General features: G+C 36.0%; 13 protein-coding genes and 1 tRNA gene. 12 read left to right on the top strand and 2 right to left on the bottom strand.

Annotation, left to right across the window (positions count from 1 at the left end):
* Positions 1–245: 245 nt before the first annotated feature.
* The 9 genes from IEV72_RS09880 to IEV72_RS09840 all read left to right on the top strand — a co-directional run bounded on the left by IEV72_RS09880 (position 246) and on the right by IEV72_RS09840 (position 16,254).
* Positions 246–1,541, top strand: a complete 1,296-nt coding sequence (locus IEV72_RS09880) for a T9SS type A sorting domain-containing protein (protein ID WP_188458943.1) — start codon at positions 246–248, stop codon at positions 1,539–1,541.
* A gap of 62 nt (positions 1,542–1,603) precedes the next feature.
* Positions 1,604–4,684 (top strand): SusC/RagA family TonB-linked outer membrane protein, encoded by a 3,081-nt coding sequence (locus IEV72_RS09875; RefSeq protein ID WP_188458942.1) that lies wholly within the window; start codon positions 1,604–1,606, stop codon positions 4,682–4,684.
* Between the two features lie 11 nt (positions 4,685–4,695).
* Positions 4,696–6,471 carry a RagB/SusD family nutrient uptake outer membrane protein gene (locus IEV72_RS09870; protein ID WP_188458941.1) on the top strand — a complete coding sequence of 592 codons (1,776 nt, stop codon included), beginning with the start codon at positions 4,696–4,698 and terminating at the stop codon, positions 6,469–6,471.
* Between the two features lie 103 nt (positions 6,472–6,574).
* Complete coding sequence (locus tag IEV72_RS09865) at positions 6,575–8,176, top strand: PKD domain-containing protein (protein WP_188458940.1); 1,602 nt, start codon at positions 6,575–6,577, stop codon at positions 8,174–8,176.
* A gap of 151 nt (positions 8,177–8,327) precedes the next feature.
* Complete coding sequence (locus IEV72_RS09860) at positions 8,328–11,588, top strand: carbohydrate-binding protein (protein WP_188458939.1); 3,261 nt, start codon at positions 8,328–8,330, stop codon at positions 11,586–11,588.
* On the top strand, positions 11,585–12,286 hold the full coding sequence (locus IEV72_RS09855; RefSeq protein ID WP_188458938.1) for a fibronectin type III domain-containing protein: 702 nt from the start codon (positions 11,585–11,587) through the stop codon (positions 12,284–12,286). The genes IEV72_RS09860 and IEV72_RS09855 overlap by 4 nt, the downstream gene beginning before the upstream one ends.
* Before the next feature lie 35 nt (positions 12,287–12,321).
* Positions 12,322–13,197, top strand: a complete 876-nt coding sequence (locus IEV72_RS09850) for a glycoside hydrolase family 16 protein (protein WP_229731876.1) — start codon at positions 12,322–12,324, stop codon at positions 13,195–13,197.
* A 42-nt stretch (positions 13,198–13,239) separates the two neighbouring features.
* A complete protein-coding gene (locus IEV72_RS09845) occupies positions 13,240–14,721 on the top strand; it encodes a glycoside hydrolase family 30 protein (protein ID WP_229731874.1) in 1,482 nt (493 codons plus the stop codon).
* 18 nt (positions 14,722–14,739) lie between these two features.
* The gene (locus IEV72_RS09840; protein WP_188458937.1) at positions 14,740–16,254 is read left to right on the top strand and encodes a sugar porter family MFS transporter; all 1,515 of its coding nucleotides are present in this window, start codon (positions 14,740–14,742) and stop codon (positions 16,252–16,254) included.
* A 258-nt stretch (positions 16,255–16,512) separates the two neighbouring features.
* On the opposite strand, the gene IEV72_RS09835 is transcribed toward IEV72_RS09840, so the two are convergent.
* Together IEV72_RS09835 and IEV72_RS09830 are read right to left on the bottom strand one after the other, a co-directional pair.
* Positions 16,513–16,586 (bottom strand) — tRNA-Arg (locus tag IEV72_RS09835).
* Between the two features lie 149 nt (positions 16,587–16,735).
* Positions 16,736–17,185 (bottom strand): GatB/YqeY domain-containing protein, encoded by a 450-nt coding sequence (locus tag IEV72_RS09830; protein WP_188458936.1) that lies wholly within the window; start codon positions 17,183–17,185, stop codon positions 16,736–16,738.
* Positions 17,186–17,406: 221 nt separating this feature from the next.
* Between IEV72_RS09830 and uvrA the strand changes: the two genes are divergently transcribed.
* The 3 genes from uvrA to IEV72_RS09815 are packed head-to-tail and all read left to right on the top strand — an operon-like array spanning position 17,407 to position 22,214.
* Positions 17,407–20,229 carry an excinuclease ABC subunit UvrA gene (gene uvrA / locus IEV72_RS09825; RefSeq protein ID WP_188458935.1) on the top strand — a complete coding sequence of 941 codons (2,823 nt, stop codon included), beginning with the start codon at positions 17,407–17,409 and terminating at the stop codon, positions 20,227–20,229.
* A 39-nt stretch (positions 20,230–20,268) separates the two neighbouring features.
* The gene (locus tag IEV72_RS09820; RefSeq protein ID WP_188458934.1) at positions 20,269–20,955 is read left to right on the top strand and encodes an LOG family protein; all 687 of its coding nucleotides are present in this window, start codon (positions 20,269–20,271) and stop codon (positions 20,953–20,955) included.
* A gap of 11 nt (positions 20,956–20,966) precedes the next feature.
* Positions 20,967–22,214: a T9SS type A sorting domain-containing protein gene (locus IEV72_RS09815; RefSeq protein ID WP_194428401.1), complete on the top strand. Its 1,248-nt coding sequence runs from the start codon at positions 20,967–20,969 to the stop codon at positions 22,212–22,214.
* The last annotated feature ends 11 nt before the right edge of the window (positions 22,215–22,225 follow it).

The following is a 22,225-nucleotide window of genomic DNA, read 5'->3' as shown; positions in this document are numbered from 1 at the left end:
TTTTACTAAGACCAATGTATTGATAAAATTTATAAAACACTATATAACAAGTATTAAATAAAAAAATGAGTGTTTTTGATGAGTTTTATTTAACATTTTTATGAGTTTTTGATGTAGTCTATTATTAACAGTCAAATGATAATCAACATAGATTTGCAGATGTAAATCAAGTATTTACTTTTTTCCTACAACGATGTAGGTTATACTAAACAAATAAATTTTATTAACAATAAAAAATTACAAGTATGAAAAAATTGACACTATTATTGCTTTGTTTCGTGTGTGTGACTATAAGTTATGGACAGAACCTTATTACCAATGGAACTTTTGATGATGCTACAGGATGGACTGTAGTTAACCAATATGGTACAGATAGTACCAATGGATCGGTTGAGTTTATTGACGGAACCGTTACGGTAGGTAAATTAGATGCTACTGATGAAGGCTGGATTCACATGGGATTTTATACTAGCGTAGATTTATCTGCTGGTTGGCATCAATTTGACATGGAAATGGATTTTGATGGCATCAATGATATATGGGGAGAAGTATATATTGGAGCAGATGAACCTGTTCAAAATCAAGAATACTTTGGCGATATGCAGGTGCTAAAAGCATACAACGCTTGGGATTGCGATCAAACTTATACTGGTTCTGCTGTAGCTTCCGGTTGTGATACAGCAAATCCAGGTTTGTTTTTTATTCCAAGCGACGGTACATATTACCTGTTATTTAGATCTGGTGGATCAAATTTTGGAACAAATGGAGTGGCATTAGATGATTTTAATTTGGTTACTTCGGTTGCTCCAGAAGGTATGACATCTGATTTTAATTTCGATTTTCAAACACCAACAGAACTTCAAGCATTCAATCTTTCTTGGAACGAAGATGCTACCAATACCGAAACCGATGGCATCAACACCTCGCTTGAAGTAGCTGAAATATCAGGCATTAACGATGATTGGTATTCTAAATTCTACTTCCAAAACCAAAATGGAATAGATATGTCTTCAGGTGATCGGGGAATTAGCCTTAAGGTAAATGGCCCAAGAGCGCTTCCTGTAACCGTAAAAATTGAAAACGGTGGAGAAACATCTGAAGTTACACTAGATTATACCACTCCAAATAGTTGGCAAGAACTTATTTTTGATTTTACAGGGGCTAGTTCAGTTTCTAACACAGAAATTGCTGTATTTTTTGACATTGAAGTAAATTCTGATGTAGTTTCAGACCCTGAATTGAATACCTTCCAAATCGATGATTTTGTTTTTGGTGAATATACTACCCTTAGTTCAAGTAATTTTGAAATTACTGATTTGAAAATTTACCCTAATCCAACTACGCACTTATGGAATGTTTCAACAAATAATGAACGCATTACGTTGCTTGAAGTTTATGATATCACAGGTAAGAAAGTATTTTCTTTGCAACCTCAATCAGTTAACACACAAATCGATTCTTCCAATTTAAATTCGGGGATTTACATTCTTAAATTAAGTACAGAAAATGGTTCAGTTTCTAAAAAATTAATTAAAGAATAAAGCATCAAATGCAGCTTCTAAAGTGGTCTACAACCAATAAATCTTAACTTAACAATTATATAATGACAACATATTCTACGAACTACTTAAAACAACATAAGGGTGTATTGTTTTTTTTATTATTATTCTTTTTGAGTACAAGTGCTGCAATTGCACAAGTAAATGTTACAGGCAAAGTAACCAATAAAGATAACGTACCTATCCCAGGTGTAAATGTTCTGATTAAGGATTCAACAAAAGGCACAGAAACTGACTATGATGGTCTTTTTACTTTAGAAGCTGAAATTGGAAGTATCTTAGTTTTTAAGTATTTGGGGTTAAAAACCCAAGAAGTAGAAGTTACTGGAGAAGAAGAGTTAACTATAAAACTTATAGATGATATAGATTCTTTAGATGAAGTTGTAGTAGTAGGATACGGGAAAAGGTCTAAGGCTAAATTAATAGCATCTGTTTCTACCATAGATGATAAAACCTTAAAGAAACTACCTGTTCCTCAGGTAAGTAATGCGCTAGAAGGCTTAGCTTCTGGTTTATTTGTTAGGCAAACTTCAGGTGAACCAGGCTTTAGTGCATCTTCTTTTGAAATCCGAAATTTCGGGAATGCATTGGTCATAGTAGATGGTGCACCAGGAGATTTAAACCAATTAGATCCTAATGAAATTGAAGATATTTCTATTTTAAAGGATGCAGCAGCCGCTTCGGTTTACGGTGTACAAGGTGGAAATGGGGTAGTGTTAATCACCACCAGAAAAGGAAATGTAGGAAAACCAAAACTTACCTACAGCAATCAATTTACCTATTCAACGTTTACGTCTTATCCAGATTTTTTCACTTCTGCACAATATGCAGAAGTTTTAAATGAAGGCTTGCGAAATGCTAACCAAAATCCATTTTACACAGATGCTGAAATTGATTTATTTAGAACAGGTGCCGACCCTATTAATTATCCTGATACAGATTGGAAAGACTTGGTGCTAGACGATTGGGGGTTTCAACAGCGGCATAATCTCAACTTAGCTGGAGGCACTGAAAGTGTAAAATATTTTGTCTCAGGAGGTTTTTTAGAACAAGGTTCTAATTATAGTGCAGATGTACTTTCTTTTCAGCAATTCAATTTAAGAGGAAACCTGAATGCTGATGTAACAGACAACTTAAATTTAACACTCAACCTTGCTGCCAGAAGAGGGACGCGAGAAGCTCCAGCTTATTCAGCTTATGATATTTTTAGAGAGTTAAGTCGTGCATTGCCTGTAGATTTAGCTTATTATCCAGATGGCACACCGGCAAGACCAAGTTTTAGCCCAAATCATATTCAAGAAGGATTAAGAGATTTTAATGCTGGATACTATCGTTCTACAAACAATAATATCGATGCAAAACTTACTTTACAATGGGATGTTAATCAAATTGAAGGTTTAAGCTTAAAAGCCTATAGTTCTTTGGTGTATGATACATCTTTTAATAAAGATTGGGGAAAAGGTTACGAGCTTTTCACTTTAAACCGAGAAACTGGCGAATACGATTCTTTTACTGCACTTCCTGAAGGAGCATTTAGTGAAACTATTTTAGAACTTTCAACCAATTATAGCAATCATTACGTGCTTAGACCTTCCATAAATTATGACCGTAGTTTTGGCAATCATAGCGTCTCTGGTTTATTGTTGGCAGAAATTCAAAAAATACAAGGAGAAAATTTTTCAGGCAGACGCCAAGATTTCCAATCAAGTGCCATAGACCAGTTATATGCAGGTTCCTTACAAAATCAAGTTGCTGAAGGTGGCGAATTTAGAGAAAACAGATTAGGATATGTAGGTAGATTCAGTTATGATTTTAATGCAAAATACTTTATAGAATCTTCTTTTAGATATGATGGTTCTTCTCGATTTGCACCCGGAAATGAATGGGGATTTTTCCCTTCTGTTTCTGCAGGTTGGAGAATATCTGAAGAATCCTTCTTCGAACCCATCAAAGACAGTTTTTCGGAACTAAAACTTAGAGGTTCTATAGGAACTGCTGGAAATGATAACACCGCCGCTTACCAATGGCTGAGTGGGTTTAATTACAACTTCTTTTACGTTATTGGAGATGGCACAATACCTACCATAGACAATACGGCGTTGGCCAATAGAGATATTACTTGGGAAACAATTACCACCTACAATGTAGGCTTAGATGCACGTTTTTTAGAAGGTGACCTTCAGTTTTCATTTGATTATTTCTTTAGAAAAAGAGAAGATGTTCTTGCGTTTGCATCTAGCAGTAATCCGAGTACTTTAGGAGTTTCATTAGCCGCTGAAAATTTATATGAATTCTCAAATGAAGGTTTTGAATTTTCAATCAATTACAATAAAAAAGTAAACGATAATCTTAGGCTAAACGGTCTTTTAAACTTTTCAAGATCAAGAGAAAAAGCAGTTTTTATAGATGAGAATTTTCAAGAAGATCCATTTATGAGACAAAATCTTACTATCACTGGTGGATTTACCAATCTAAGAAGAGGATATATTTCTCAGGGACTTTTTCAATCACAAGAAGAAATTGACCAATGGGCAATACAAGATGAAAATGGGAACACAAGCCTACAACCTGGAGATGTAAGATATAGAGACCTGAATGGTGATGGAATTATTGATGTTCAGGATCAGAAGGTCTTTGGCGATGGTGATAAGCCAGCCATAAATTATTCATTAAATCTAGGTGTAGAATACAAACGATGGGCACTTTCAGTATTGCTAACTGGAGCAGCAGGCTATGATATTTATATCGATGGAGAAGCGCAAAATCCTTTGGTAAATGGATTTAACGGATACGATTATCAATTGGATTATTGGACACCCCAAAACACCAATTCTGCTTATCCAAGAATAACCAATGGTGGAGCAAACCCAAACAACAACCGATATTCCGATTTTTGGATGCGCGATGGAAATCATTTAAGAATTAGAAACGTAAACCTAAGTTATACCATCCCTAGCGTTGCTGAAAAAATTGGCGTTAACGAATTATCCATATTCTGTACAGGAACAAACTTACATGTTTTCAAAAAATACGATGAAGATTTTGATCCGCAAAACACATCTTCTGTTGGCTGGTATTACCCACAAAACAAGTCATTTACATTTGGAGTTAATTTAACATTTTAAATAATAGTTATATGAAATCTTATTACTTATTAATTATCTTTTTGGCTTTCATGTTCACTGCATGTACAGACGACGATTTTTTAAATGAGCCACCTTTAGACCGTATTACCGAGACTGATGTTTGGAATGATAAAGCATTGATGGATACCTACTTTTTTCAGATTTATGAAAATATGCCATGGGACTATCTTCAAGATTTTGGAGGTGGTGCAGGCGGTGGTGCACACCGAGATGCCTTAAGCGATTTAGCTAGAAGTACTTATTCATGGACTCCGGCTTCCAATTCTTTTAGACCAGGTAATTGGGGAACATCTAATAATTCTTGGCCTTTAGATTGGTGGGGGTATTACAATTTGTGGAAAATAAACTATTCTATTGAAAACTTAGAAGAGACTTCAGATAATGTACTGTCAGAAGAAGAACGGAATAATCGCTTAGGAGAAATGTATTATTTACGTGCATTTTGCTACTTCGAAATGGTAAAACGCTTTGGTGGAGTTCCCATCATTTTAGAAGCACAAAATCCAGAAACCACTCCAGATGAAGAACTTTTTCCTGTTAGAAATACAGAAAAAGAAGTGTATGACCAAATTTTGGCAGACGTACAAGCCGCTTTTGAAACACTACCAGAAAATTGGCCTTCACAGGAAGGGAGAGCTACTAAATGGGCAGCGAAAGCACTAGAGTCAAGAGCTGCTTTATATGCAGCAAGCATTGCCAAATACGGAAGCTTACAATTAGACGGATTAGTTGGCTTGCCTTCATCAGAAGCTGAAGCATACTACCAAATTACATTAAACGCTTCGCAAACAATTATTCAAGAATCAGGTCATACTTTATTTAATCAGTATCCAGATCCTACAGAAAATTATACAAGACTATTCTTAGACGAAACTGACAACGAAACCATTTTCAAGAAAATATGGATCCCTTTTGAAAAAGGACATTCTTACGATTTGCGAAATGTGCCTTATAGCTATCGGTTAGATTGGGGTTCGAGCATGTCTCCCACAAAACAATTTATAGACAGTTACGAAGTTTTAAGCACAGGACTTCTACCCGATGAGCCAGGTTCTGGTTATGACGAAAATAACCCATGGGAAAATAGAGACCCTCGTCTTAAAGCAACTATCATCACTAACAATGATATGTTTCAAGGCTCGCCTGTAGAAATATGGTATGGCACCGAAATAGATGGAAACATCGATACCAGTAATGGTACTGGTATTGGTAAAGATGGTATTGGTGTTCATCCAGATGCAACAAAAACTGGTTTCTACGTAAGAAAATATCTAGAAGATGGGTCTAACCCACTGTTTATTCCTGAATATTACTCTGGTCAAGATTGTCTCATTTTTAGATTAGCTGAAATCTACCTCAATGCTGCCGAAGCTGCTATTGAATTGGGAAATGAAGGTTTAGCTAGAGATTTTATCGAACCTATTAGAACAAGAGCAGGATTAACTCAAAACCTGAGATTAGAGCCCTTTTCTGGTGAAGAATTGAGAGACAGAATACGCAATGAAAGAAAATTAGAGTTGGCCTTTGAAGACCATAGGTATTGGGATGTAAGAAGATGGCGAATTGCAGAAGAAGCACTAAGCATACAAGTACAAGGAGTAAGAACTTTAAGAAAAATCAATGCATCTGGCGAAGAGACTTTTACGTACGAAACCTTTGATGCTGAACCCGACAAAATGAACTTTTCGGAAAGACATTATTACATGCCAATTGGGCAAGACAGAAGGAACAATAACAATAAGCTTATCGAAAATCCAGGTTACTAGGATTATAAAGAACATAAGGGAAGATTTAAAAGCAAAAATTTTAATTCTATGTTGAAAAGCTTTTCTAAGAGACTTTAAAAAAAATAGCTAAAAAAATTTAAAAATGAAAACGATAAAAATTATAAGTCACACTCTAATAATTGGCATGGTTACGCTCTTATCTGGCTGTAAGGATGACGACATGGCTTTTCCTGCCCCAACTGTAGAAGATGCAGCATTTACATTTTCTATTGACCCTAATAATCCAAATGTTGTGAGTTTTAGTGCAACTGAATCCAACAACAACTGGTACACTCATTGGGATTTTGGAGATAATTCATCTGCAGAAGGCTACGAAACAAGTAAAGTCTTTCTTCGAGCAGGAGATTACAACGTCAGGTTTAAAGTATTTACAAGAGGTGGTTCAGCAGAAAGCACACAAACCATAGTAATTAATGAAGATTTTGAAGGACCTAATGTATTGCTAAATGGTGAATTTAATGGTAGTGATGAATGGACTGTTTTACCTATCACAGATGGAGTTGAAGTAAATTTTCCTGGTGACAAAGCCGTTTGGAATGGCGGCGGAGGTGGACATGTTGGAATCTATCAACCAGTTCATGTTGAAGCCAATGTACCTTACCAAATTGATATGGAAGTATCAGGAGATGGCCTCACAGATTCTTGGTATGAAGTATATATTGGTTCAGCAACACCAGTAGCAGGTCAAGATTATACTGATGGAGGCATGCGTATGGGACTAAACACTTGGGCAGGATGTGGCAATGAAGCTTTTGAAGGTTCTCTTACAGAAATTAGCTGCGTGGGCGAAGGGAACGGATTAGTTGAATTCAATACTTCAGGTACTGTTTATTTAGTAATAAGAGGTGGTGGTGCTGATTATGGTTCTGGCCTATCGTTGGATAATGCTTCGATGACACCACTGGTACCTGGGATTGAATATACACCACCCTTATTTCTACCAAATGCTGATTTTACATATAGTGTAACAGACGATCTTACCGTAGAATTTACTAACACATCCAGTAATGCCGATGGCTATACATGGGATTTCGGCGATGGTGCTGGTACATCATCAGATGAAAATCCAACTTATACGTATGCCAGTGAAGGTATTTATACAGTTGCTCTTTCCGCTACAAATAATGATGGTTCTGATGAAATTTTGAAAGATATCATATTAGGAGAATCAAATAACTTAATTACAAATGGAACTTTTACTGATGATAGTAATTGGACAATTATTAATCAATGGGAGACTAATAATACAAATGGTAATGTAACTATTGAAGATGGTGTAGCTAAATGGACTAATAATGCAGATTGGGCACATTTAGCAATTTTTCAAAGTGTAGAATTAGTTCCTGGGACTTACCAATTTGATATGGATGTAGATTATGCTGGGATAAATCAGGTTTACGGAGAGGTATATCTAGGTTCAGATATGCCAGTAGAAGGAACTGCAACACAAGGAATTGAGTATAATGGCGATTTTCAAGTGCTCAAAGCAATTAATTGGTGGGACTGTGGAGATTCTTATACTGGATCAGCTATTAATTCAGGTTGCCCAACTGATGAAAATAATCAAGGACAATTTGAAATTACAACCGAAGGAACCTATTGGTTGTTGTTCAGATGCGGAGGTCAAACTTATGGCCCCAACGGTGTAGTAATTGACAATATGACTTTAGTACAACTAAACTAAGAAATTGAAATTTAAGATTTAAATAAAAATAATTTGTGTTAGCCTTTAGGTTGCTTTACTGGTCTTGGTTAGGCCAGTAAAACCTAATGAAATTTAACTGCTAATTTTCTAAAAATAAGAAGTAGGAGTCTTGCACATTAATAAAATAAACATGAAAAAAAATATTCTACTATTTAGTTTATTATTAATTACTGCCATAAATTGGGGTCAGGGATTGGTTGCAGAAGGTACCGAAATCGTCAATTCTGATGGAGATCCTATCTTGTTAAGAGGTTATGGTCCCGGTGGATGGCAAATCATGGAAGGATATATGATGCAAACTTCAGGTTTTGCAGGCGCTCAGCATGAAATCAAAGAAAAGTTAGTCGAATTAATGGGCGAAGACAATACTGAAACCTTTTTTGCTAAATGGAGAGAAAATCATTTTACACAACGCGATGTAGATTCTTTAGCGGCATGGGGGTTTAATAGCATTCGTATTCCAATGCATTACAACTTGTTTACCCTTCCTATTGAAGATGAACCTGTCCCCGGAGAAAACACTTGGATTGAAACCGGTTTTGAATTGATTGATGATGTGCTGGAATGGTCTGCACCTCATAATATCTACGTTATTTTAGACATGCACGCTACACCAGGAGGACAAGGCGCAGGTTCAGAAATAAATGACTACGACCCCGATAAGCCTTCTTTATGGGAAAGCCAAGCAAACAGAGATAAGCTTGTCGCCTTATGGACAAGAATAGCTGAAAGATACAAAGACAACGAATGGATTGGTGGGTATGACCTCATCAATGAAACCCATTGGGATTTGGGTCCACAAAATGCGCTTTTAAGAGAAATCTATGAAGACATTACCGATGGAATAAGAGGTGTTGGTGACGAACATATTCTTTACATTGAAGGAAATTCCTATGCCAACGACCACACAGGGCTTACTCCGCCTTGGGATGATAATTTAGTGTATAGCTTTCACAAATATTGGAGCTTTAACAACGAGAATGATGTAGATTGGATTACACCTTTAAGAGATGAGCACAACGTCCCACTTTGGATGGGTGAATCTGGAGAAAACTCTAATACGTGGTTTACAGATGCTGTAAGTCTATTTGAAAATAATAATATCGGCTGGGCTTGGTGGGCCTTTCGTAAAATTGGCGACATCGATAGTCCTTATGCTATAGACATTAATCCAGGTTATCAGGCCATTCTTGACTATTGGCAAGGTAACGGCCCTGAACCATCAGCAACTGAAGCTTTTGATGCCATGATGGAATTGGCAGACAACCTATTAGTAGAAAACAGCAGATTTAGAAAAGATGTACCTGACGCCTTAATCCGACAGGTTCAAACAGACGAAACTATCCCATATCACGGTAGCCCTTCGCCTATCCCTGGACTAATTTACTTATCTGATTATGATTTAGGTAAAAATAACCATGCTTATTATGATACGGTTGTGGCTGATTATAATCTATCAACAGGAAATTTCACTGCGTGGAATAGTGGCTGGTCATACCGAAATGATGGGGTAGATATCGAACGAAATTCAGATGACATAAACAGCAATGGTCACCATATTGGTTTTGTAAACGAAGGGGAATGGATAAAATACACGGTTGACATTGAACAAACTGCAGTATATAAAGCTAAAGTTAGGTTAGCAACCGAAGAAACTGGATGTGAGTTTTTCCTTTCCATTGACGACCAAGAAGTAAGCACTACCCAAGTGGTAAGTTCAACAGGTGGTTGGACACAATTTACCACTTTCGAAATTGACGACATCATACTACCCCAAGGAGAACACAGTTTAAAATTACATATCAATAATGACACACCTGCAAATTATAGCAGTATCGAATTTGAACTAACAGGCAATGTTGAAGATCTTTCTTTAAATGCACTAAATGGTAAAACTGGCGAAGATGAAGCCTCTGTAGAAATAGCCATAAGCGAATCGGTTTTAGCTTCTTCATTAGATGGAATAGATGGAGATTTTTCACTAAATGTGAATGGAGAAGAAAGAAATATAGAATCGGTTACTCCACATCCAACAAAAGATAGAACGATTATTCTTAGCGTTGAAGGTTTTCTGATTACTGGAGATGAAATACTGGCAAGTTATTCAGGAAATACCATACAATCAGAATCGAATAAAACTCTAAACACGTTTACAGATCTTGTAATAAACAACGAAAGTCCCAACCGATTTGTAATTCCTACTTTAATTGAAGTAGAAGACTATGATTTTATGATAGGCATGAATTTAGAAGACACCGAAGATGAAGGCGGTGGACAAAATTTTGGATTTACAGATCCAGGCGATTATGCAGATTATTCCATTTTTGTTCCAGAAGGAGGCTTGTATGGCATCAAATTTCGGGTAGCTGGTTTTAATGAAGGACAGATTGGACTATATACCGTCGACGAAAATGATGTCGAAACGGAATTAACTGTTGTTAATACCGTAATTACAGATGGATGGCAAACATGGGCAACCGTATCAGATAATCTTTCTATTGATGAAGGGCCACACAAGTTGAGAATGAAAGTTTTAGCAGGTGGTTTTAATTTCAATTGGTTTGAATTTGATGTTCCAGATAGTGATGGAGATGGTGTTCCTGATCATTTAGATGACTGCCCTGATACTCCAGCAAATGCCTATGTTGATGTGAACGGCTGTGAGGTTTTTAATGTTACTCCAGACAATTATATCTTGTCTGTTTCAAGTGTAACCTGTCGATCGGAAGACAACGGGAGTATAACACTATCCGCCACAGAAAACTTTGAATACTCAGTAAGTTTAACTGGTGAAAATAGTACAATTACAGAAAATTTCACTTCAGAAGTTAGTTTTCAAAATTTACCTGCAGGAACTTATACTTTATGCATTACCATAAATGGACAGCCTGACTATGAGCAATGCTTTACAGTAGTTGTAACTCAACCTGATGAACTAATTGTAACTTCTGGCAGAAAATCGACAACTTCTTCTAAAATTAAAGTTTCATTAAGTGGTGCCGATTTATATTATGTAACGCTAAACAACGAGACTTTTTCAACAAATCAATCAGAAGTTGAATTACAACTAGCAGAAGGAGAAAACGAATTAATGGTAAAAACCAACTTAGATTGTCAAGGCATTTATAAGAAAACCTACGTTTATGATACAACCCCTTCAATTTATCCAAATCCAGTTGAAAACATTCTGTTTATCTCTGCAAATACAATAGATACAAATACTCTTACAGCCGAGGTGTATCATTTATCTGGCAAATTGCTAATTCGTAAATTATTCAATACAAAAGATAATCAATTGAGATTAAACATATCTAATCTTGAAAGTGGTTTCTTTATTTTAAAAATAGTTACTGCTCAGAAAACGTACAATTATAAAATTATAAAGCAATGAAAAAGTTTATCAAAATAATTTCAATATTTACTGTGCTAGGGTTTATAACGCTATCATGTAGTGAAGATGATGATTCTGCTGCTATAAACACAATAGTTCCACCGTCCTCAGCAACACTCATTTTTCCAGAAAACAATAGAGTTTGTAATGAAGGTACAATTATTTCTGAAACAGAATCCGATGTGTTATTCCAATGGGAAGAAAGTGAAAACACAAGTTCATATATATTAAAAATTAATGATTTAGACAACGGAACAACAAGAAACATAAGCACCCTTTCAACCGAATTTTTAATTCGTATTTTAAGAGGAAAGCCTTATTCTTGGTCCGTTACTTCTCTAGGTTCTGATGGAAGTGAAAGTGCAGAAAGCTCAGTGTGGAGTTTTTACAATTCGGGTCTTCCTATTGAAAGCCATGCGCCGTTTCCTGCAACTGTTATAAGTCCTAATTCTGGATCGAGTGTTGAGCAGGGTTCAGTTACTTTAGAATGGGAAGCTTCAGATATTGATAATGACATTGCTTCATATGCCCTATTTCTTGATACTGTAAATCCTCCAGAAACTGAACTTAGTACAACAAGCAACACCAATACAGAAGTTTCTGTTTCATCTGGTAATGTGTACTACTGGAAAATAGTAACGATAGATGAAGTAGGCAATACTTCCACTTCGCAAGTTTTTCAATTTGCAGTAAACTAAATTATTGAAAAATTATTTCAATTAAACTTAATGCTATGAGAATACTAAGCCATTGTCAATTGTTATGCTTTATCCTAATTGGTATAAGTGTAATGTCTTGTAAAACGAAAAATGAAGAACAGAAAGAAAAAACTTCTTCTACTGAAGCCAAAATTTGGGAAGTAGATTTTTTAGATGAATTTGATACTTTCAATCCTGATAATTGGCAAGATCAACGTATTTGGGTAAATAACGAAACCCATTGCTACGTCCCTAACGGAAAGTTTGGTACAAGAGAAGCAAGTGATGGAACCTTAAAATTGAAAGTTGTACAAATCGATGATAAAAGAAGCTGTGATAATTTCGACAAACATGGCGAGCAACATCCCGATACTGAATATGTTGCCGGAAGAATTACTTCTAAAAACAAAAAGGAATTTATTAAAGGCAAATGGACAGCAAAACTAAAGCTGAGTAGCAGTGGAGAACCAAGCATGTTTCCAGCTTGGTGGCTTTTAGGTGCCAGAAACAATGAACCCCCTATGCAGGAAGTAGATGAAAATATTTGCTGGCCATTGACAGGCTCAGGCGAGATTGACATTTTTGAACACCATGGAGACCATCACAAAAATCGATTTACAACCGGTGCCATAAAAAGTTTAGATGAATGTGATAAAGGCGATTGGTGGTCTTTACGCAAGGATTTTGAAGTGATTTTAGATGAATACCACGAATACTCTGTAGAATGGGAAGATAGTGACCTTTTGTATAGAGTAGATGGTGAAGAAATATACCGAAATGTAGGACAAGGAGATAAATACCCGGAGCCCATGTTTGCCATATTGAATTTTGCTAAAATCACCGATTCCCCCATGGAAAGTAAAGAATGGGTAATGGAAGTAGATTGGGTGAAACATGAATACAGAAAGTAAACCAAAAACCGAATCAAATTAATCCTCAATTTCAATAGTATTATGAAGCTACGACTATTCAATTTTATGATTGTTTTGCTAATGCTTTTTTCATGCAAAGAAGCCCCGAATAAAAAGACAGCAGGTTCAAAAGTTGCTTTAACTCCATCAACTGAAAGTTACAGCGGTAAAACATTACAAGTCTACACCACAGCAAAAGACACTGATTTAAGGCTTACCAAAACTGCAGAACATACATTTGCCCAAAAAGTGCAACCTTTAGAAAATGAAATCGCTGTTTTTGTCAATCCTAACAAAACATTTCAAACGTATTTAGGTATTGGTGGTGCCATTACGGATGCCTCTTCGGAAGTGTTTTCTACCTTAGATGAAGACAAGCAAAGTGAACTTCTTCAATCCCTGTATGGTAAAGACGGAATAGGTTATAACATCATCAGGACAAGTATTCATAGCAGTGATTTTGGATTGGGCAGTCACACCTACATCGAAGAAGGAGATGCGGATTTAAAAACATTTTCAATTGAAAAAGACAAAGAAAAACGTCTGCCCTTTATTAAAAGAGCTATTGATTTAATTGGTGATGATTTGGTATTTTACGCCAGTCCGTGGAGTCCACCTGCCTTTATGAAAACCAACAATAACATGCTACAAGGCGGGAAATTGTTGCCTGAATTCCGTCAATCCTGGGCCAATTATTACGTTAAGTTTATTGAAGCTTATGAAGCTGAAGGTGTGCCGGTTTGGGGGCTTACCATTCAAAATGAACCCATGGCAGTGCAACGTTGGGAATCCTGCATCTATACAGCAGAAGAAGAACGCGATTTTTTAAAGGATTACTTAGGACCTACCTTAGAAAAAGCAGGCTTTGGGGATAAAAATATTGTGGTATGGGATCACAACAGAGATTTGATTACAGACCGAGCCAATACCATTTTTGAAGATCCTGAAGCATCCAAATATGCTTGGGGAATTGGCTTTCATTGGTATGAAACCTGGACAGGCGGTTTGCCTAAATACGATAACCTTAAAAATATTAATGAGTCTTTTCCATCAAAAAACATGTTGTTTACAGAAGGCTGTCAAGAGGGTTTTGAAGCTGAAAAGATGCATTATTGGCCTAATGCAGAACGCTATGGAAATTCTATGATAAACGACTTTAACAGTGGCGTTGTGGGCTGGACAGACTGGAATATTCTCTTAGACGAACGCGGAGGACCAAACCATGTCAAAAACTTCTGCTTTGCTCCCGTTCATGCAGACACCAAAACTGGGGACTTGATTTATACACCTACTTACTACTACATTGGTCACTTTTCGAAGTTTATAAATGCAGGAGCGAAACGAATAAGTACCACAACAAGCCTAAGCACTATTGAAAGTACTTCATTTCAAAATAATGATGGAGATATCGTTACAGTAATTATGAATAAAACCAATACCAAAATTAAGTATAAACTTATAGTTGGCAGCAATCAAGTTGAACTTACAATTGAACCTAGAGCTATGCAGACAGTAGTATATTAGTACAGTTAAATTTAAAATATGAAAAAATTATACCCCTTTTTTATAAGTTTTGTAGTTGCTTTAGGTGGATTTTTATTGGGTTTTGATAGTGCCGTAATTTCGGGTGCAGTAGGTGGTATAAGTGATTATTTTAGCATGACCGATTGGGAACTTGGTTTTTCTGTGGGTTGTGTGATTTTTGGAGCAATGGCGGGCAATATTTCAGCAGGCCCATTAAGCGATAGATTTGGTAGAAAGAAAATACTTCTACTCACTGCCATACTATTTACCGTATCTGCACTTTGGTCTGCTCTGGCTACTTCTTATGTAGAATTTATTTTAGCGAGAATTATTGGAGGTATTGGTATTGGTGGTGCAATACTTATTGCTCCAATCTACATTGCAGAAATAGCTCCACCTAAAATAAGGGGAAGTTTGGTGTCTTTAAATCAACTCAACATTGTATTAGGAATTTCTGTAGCTTATTTTTCTAATTATTTTTTGAAAGATATAGAAGTGGATAGTTGGCGATGGATGTTAGGGGTGGAAACGATTCCTGCGATTATTTATTTTTTTGCTTTACTTGCCATCCCAAAGAGTCCAAGATGGTTAATTCAACAACATAACTTAATTGAAGCCGCAGAACGTATTTTAATAAAAATTGGTGGTCAAGAATATGCACGTAACACCATCGATGAAATTAAAAGTAATATAGCTAAAAAAGTAAAAAAAGGAACCTTTAAACAATTGCTTTCTAGGCGCCTACGTAATATTATAATTATTGCTTTTGGGATAGCTTTTTTTCAACAAATCACTGGTATTAATGCTATTTTTTACTATGCTCCTACTATTTTTGAACAAGCAGGTGGAAGCTCAGATTCATCCTTTTTACAAGCAATAGTGGTAGGCTTAACAAATTTGGTATTTACTTTAGTTGCTATTCGACTTATTGATAGATTGGGTAGAAAACCACTTTTAATAATGGGTACGGCTACAATGACAGTAGCACTTACAATGGCAACATTTGCCTTCAACAATGCAACCTATAATTTGAATAAAAATAACATACAAAGTATTGAAAATACAGATATTAAAAACGCTATTTCAAGTCTGGAAGGCATGTCCTTTAGTTCTCAAACAGCATTATTTAATACCTTAAACCCACTCCTAAATAAATCACAATTAGTCGATTTTAAAAGAAATGAAGTCAAAAAATTCATAAACATTAATGCAACTTTGGTGCTTATTGCCATTTTATCGTATGTGGCAGCTTTTGCCATTTCATTAGGACCTGTAATGTGGACCTTATTATCTGAAATTTTTCCAGGCAACATTAAGGGCATTGCAATTTCTGTGGTTGGTTTTTTTAATTCGTTAGTGAGTTACACCGTCACTCAATTTTTCCCATGGGAACTTACAAATCTAGGGCCAACATTAACCTTTGCCATTTATGCTGGAATGGCAGGATTATCCTTACTGTTTGTTCTAAAATACGTAGTAGAAACCAAAGGAAAAACGCTGGAAGAAATCGAACAATCATTGGTAAAAAATTGAATGACAAAAAAATAGTGACTGAGACAGGATTCGCTTAGCGCATCCCAAAGCGTTCCGCTTTGAAAATACTTCAAACAAAAAAACGCTCAATAAACTTGGCGTTTTTTCTTTTTGAAGTATTTATTCGTGACCCTGCCTAAAAAGCACGGCAGGCAGGCGCGGAGGGATTAAACAAATTTTTTTTTGATGTATGATTTTGAAAAATGGGGAATAAAAAAATATTCCCAAGCATAAGAAATTATCCTTGGGAATAAATTGTGACCGCGGAGGGATTCAAACCCCCAACCCTCAGAGCCGAAATCTGATATTCTATTCAGTTGAACTACGCGGCCTTTTCCGTATAAACGGTTTATTAAATTGTGCCTATATAATTAAAATAGTATTTTATACTTGGTATTAAAAACAAAGAACCTATAAATCAATTTTAAAGGTAAATAATCAACTAACTACTACCAACTAAAGGCTACCGACTAAAAACTCCTTAACTCAAATGTTTTTTTACTAAATTCGATATGGTTTTTCCATCGGCTTTTCCTGCTAAATTTTTAGAAGCAATTCCCATTACTTTTCCCATATCTTTCATGCTTTCTGCACCGGTTGAAGCAATTACTTTTTTCACTTCTGCTTCAACTTCTTCTTCGCTTAATTGTTCTGGTAAAAACTGCTCAATAATTTTGGCTTCTTCTAATTCAGGTTCCGCTAAATCAGGTCGGTTTTGCTCTTGGTAAACGGCAGCGCTATCTTTGCGTTGTTTCACCAATTTTTGAATCAACTTCAGCTCTTCGGCTTCCGTCATTTCTTCACCACCACCTGTAGCTGTTTTCGCTTTTAAAATTTCACTTTTAACCGAACGTAAAGAAGACAAAGCAACAGTATCTTTTGCTTTCATTGCTTCTTTCATCTTCTGCATTACTTCTTTTTCTAAAGCCATGGTATTTAATTTGAAAGCGCAAATATACATACATTGTAAAACAATTTCAGCAAAACTGCCTAATGAATTTTACCAAAAACAAGCTATTCAGTATTAAGCTACTTGTAATTTGTTCAGCAAGACCTAAAGATTTCTTAATTCTATTCAAGGCTTTCAATTTGAAAGCAACATGCAATTCTTTTGACCTAAAAATTGAGTAATTTTGCAACTCGAAAAATGCTATGGAAGAAAAAATTGAAGTTTTTGGTGCGCGAATGCACAACCTGAAAAATATTGATGTAGAAATACCTAGAAATAAACTGGTTGTCATTACAGGTTTATCCGGTTCTGGAAAATCTTCTTTAGCATTCGATACCATTTATGCGGAAGGACAGCGCCGTTATATCGAAACTTTTTCGGCTTACGCAAGACAATTTCTGGGTGGTTTAGAACGTCCTGATGTAGATAAAATTGAAGGACTTTCACCCGTAATCGCCATCGAACAAAAAACCACTTCTAAAAGTCCACGGAGTACGGTCGGTACCATTACTGAAATTTACGATTTTCTTCGCCTACTCTACGCTAGAGTGGGAACTGCTTATAGTTTCAAGACGGGCGAAAAAATGGTAAGCTATTCTGATGAACAAATTCTAGACAAAATCAAAGAAGTTTATCAAGATAAAAAAATCAACGTGCTCGCTCCTGTTATTCGTTCTAGAAAAGGACATTACCGCGAGTTATTCGAACAGATTGCCAAACAAGGCTTTGTAAAAGTTCGGGTAGATGGTGAAGTTCGCGATATTGAAAAAGGAATGAAACTGGATCGTTACAAAATTCACGATATTGAAGTAGTAGTCGATCGCTTAAAAGTGAACGATAAAATAGACCAACGCTTAGCCACAAGCATTAAAAGTGGAATGAAACAAGGCAACGACATCATCATGATTTTGGAAGAAGGCGCAAAAGAAGCGCGGTATTTCAGTCGAAATTTAATGTGTCCGTCTAGCGGCATCTCCTACCCTATTCCTGAACCCAATAATTTCTCGTTCAATTCGCCAAAAGGCGCTTGCCCAAATTGCAACGGAATCGGTGATGTGTTTGAAGTAAATGTAGACAAAGTGATTCCCAATCGGGAAATATCCATTAAAGAAGGTGGAATTGAACCACATGGAAAACCAAAGAAAAATTGGGTTTTTAAGCAGTTGGAAAACATTGCTTTGCATTATCAATTCGATTTAAAAAATCCGATCAAAGACATTCCAAATGAAGCCTTAGAAGTGATTTTGAATGGCGGAAAAGCAAGCTTTGAAGTTTATGGCGAAAAAGCCAAAGTAAGCAGAACCGTCTCTTACGATTTTGAAGGAGTGGCTACCTTTATTGAAAATACCTACAACCAAAAAGAAAGTTCTACTTCTTTAAAACGTTGGGCTAAAAAGTACATGGATAAAAATCCTTGCCCAACTTGTGAAGGAAGCCGATTGAAAAAAGAATCCTTAAACTACAAAGTAGACCAAAAAAGCATCGCCGAATTGGTGGAAATGGACATTTTGGAATTGCAACATTTCTTCATCAATTTAAAAAAGGCTTTCACTACAAACGAATGGAAAATTGCAGAAGAAATCGTGAAAGAAATTCAAACGCGTTTGCAATTTTTAGTCGATGTGGGTTTGACATACCTCAGCTTAAATCGTGGCTCAAAAACCCTTTCGGGTGGTGAAGCGCAACGAATTCGTTTAGCCACACAAATTGGCTCGCAATTAGTAGGTGTGTTGTACATTTTAGATGAACCGAGTATTGGTTTGCATCAGCGAGATAACGAAAAATTAATCAATTCCTTGGTTTCCTTGCGCGACGTAGGCAACTCCATTATTGTGGTAGAACATGATAAAGATATGATTGAGCGTGCCGACCATGTTATTGACATTGGTCCTTTTGCTGGAAAAAACGGTGGCGAAATTATCAGCCAAGGAACGCCCAAAGAAATTTTAGCGCAAAAAACCTTAACCGCAGATTACTTAAGTGGAGCCAAAAAGATTGAAATTCCTAAAAAACGTAGAAAAGGAAACGGAAAACATTTGCATTTACAAGGAGCAACAGGAAATAATTTAAAAGAGGTTTCCATTAAAATTCCACTTGGTAAAATGATTGTAGTAACCGGAGTTTCTGGAAGTGGAAAATCTACGCTCATCAACGAAACGCTTTATCCCATTATGAATGCGCATTATTTTAATGGAGTAAAAGAGCCACTTCCGTATAAAAAAATTACGGGATTAGATAACTTAGATAAAGTAATAGACATTAACCAAACGCCAATTGGAAGAACACCGCGTTCTAATCCAGCTACTTACACAGGTGTTTTTGATGAAATTAGAAAACTGTTTACCAAAACACCCGAAGCGCAAATTCGCGGTTATAAACCGGGGCGTTTCAGCTTCAACGTAAAAGGTGGACGTTGTGAAACTTGTAGCGGTGGCGGTTTAAAGGTAATTGAAATGAATTTTCTACCCGATGTATATGTAGAATGCGAAACGTGCCAAGGAAAACGCTTCAACAGAGAAACTTTGGAGATTCGATACAAAGGAAAATCGATTAGTGATGTTTTGGAAATGACCATTGATGAAGCTACTGCTTTTTTCGACCAAATTCCTAAGATTTACCGCAAATTAAAAACCATTCAGGATGTTGGTTTGGGTTACATTAGCTTAGGACAACAAAGTACAACTTTGTCTGGTGGTGAAGCACAACGTATTAAACTCGCATCCGAATTGAGCAAACGCGATACAGGAAATACCTTTTACATTTTAGACGAACCCACAACAGGTTTGCATTTTGAAGATATTCGTATTTTGATGGATGTGTTGGAAAAATTAGTAGACAAAGGAAATACAGTATTGATTATCGAGCACAATATGGATGTAATTAAAATGGCAGATTATATTTTTGATGTGGGTTACGAAGGTGGTAAAAATGGCGGACAATTGGTAGCCAAAGGAACACCCGAAAAAGTTAGCAAAGACAAAAAGAGTTATACCGCTGCTTTTCTAAAAAAAGAATTAGATTTGTAGGCTGTTTTTTAATGAACGCTAACCTATAAAATAAGAAAAATGGTAACTAAAAAATACAAGAACTGGAACGAAATTAAAACCAACGATAGTTGGGCTTTATTTAAAATAATGGGCGAATTTGTTCAAGGTTATGAACGCATGAGCGAAATTGGTCCTTGTGTTTCTATTTTTGGTTCGGCTCGTTTAAAACCTGAACACAAATACTACAAATTGGCAATAAGCATTGCGCAAAAAATTGTAGACCACGGTTATGGCGTAATTACCGGCGGTGGACCTGGAATTATGGAAGCTGGAAACAAAGGTGCACATTTAGCTGGAGGAACTTCGGTAGGTTTAAATATTGAATTGCCTTTTGAACAACATGATAATCCGTACATAGATCGCGATAAAAATTTAAACTTCGATTACTTTTTTGTACGTAAAGTAATGTTTGTAAAATATGCACAAGGTTTTGTAGTCATGCCGGGTGGCATTGGAACTTTAGACGAACTTTTTGAAGCCATTACGTTGATACAAACCAAAAAAATAGACAAATTCCCTATTATTTTAGTAGGTACAGAATATTGGTCTGGCTTATTAGATTGGATTAAAGAAACCATGGTAGAACGAAATGAAACTGTTAGTGTTGGCGATTTAGATTTAATTCATTTGGTAGATACCGAAGAAGAAGTTTTGGCTATTTTAGACGAATTCTACAATCAGTTTGATTTGAGTCCAAACTTTTAATGCATAAAAACTTGTTTAAAAAAATACCCTTTTTTTTACTATTACTAGTTAGCAGCATTACTTATGCTCAAGAAGATTATAGGTTGATGTTTTACAACTTACTCAATTTTCCTGAAGCTCCGCCTAGCAATAGAACAGCAATTCTCAATGACATTGTGGATGATGTGCAACCCGATATTTTCATGGTTTGTGAATTGCAAAATGAAACAGCAGCAAACCTTATTTTAAATGATGTTTTAAATGATAATCAGGATGTAACTTACGCCATGCCTGATTTTGTACCCAATACTTCGTCTAGCTTTCAAGAGCTTCAACAGCACATTTATTTCGACGAAAGTAAATTCAGTTTGCATTTTACAGACATCATTGAAACACAACTACGCGACATTAATTACTACCAACTAGAAGTCTTAAATAATGAAGCAGAAGACGCGCTTTACTTAGATATTTTTGTGGCGCACTTAAAAGCTGCACAAGGAACAACAAATGAAGTTATTCGATCGAATATGGTAGACGATTTCACTACTTACTTAGCCGGTTTACCAGATGATTCTCATGTAATTTTTGCAGGAGATTTCAATTTTTATACGGCTAACGAAAGTGCTTTTTTACAATTGGTAATGGGGCAATCTTCCGTTTTATTTAGCGATCCCATAAACGCCGTAGGAGATTGGAACAACAATGCTACATTTGCCAATGTGCACACCCAAAGTACACGAACTTCGAATAACAACTTTGACGATTTTGGTGCGGGTGGCGGTATGGACGATCGTTTTGATTTTATTATGGTTTCTAACAATATTATGGATTCAAACAATTCTATTGTGTATAAAGAAGATTCTTATGTAGCTTACGGAAACAATGGAAATTGCTACAACAAAAACATCAGCGACTCATCTTGCTCAGGAACTTTTAGCCAAGCAACTCGGAATTTATTGTATTTAATGAGCGACCATTTACCGGTGGTTATGGAAGTAACAAATACCGATGCAAGCTTATCTGCTTCAACTTGGAATGCTTCAACAGAAATAATAGAATTTCCTAAAGGGAACTTAGTTAGCAACCAGCTTCACATTAACCTAAATCCTGAATTTACAAATCAAAATGAAATTTCAATTTTTGATAATTTGGGGAAAAGATTATTTACAGCTTCTACCCATTTATCTACTCAAAAAATTGATGTAAGTCATTTTTCAAAAGGGGTCTACTTTATTAAAATTTCAGGTTTTCCAAAGACTTATAAGTTTGTAAAACAATAAAAAGCTTTATA

This window comes from Psychroflexus planctonicus, assembly GCF_014640195.1.
Taxonomy (GTDB): domain Bacteria; phylum Bacteroidota; class Bacteroidia; order Flavobacteriales; family Flavobacteriaceae; genus Psychroflexus; species Psychroflexus planctonicus.
This window is presented reverse-complemented; position numbering and strand designations above follow the sequence as displayed.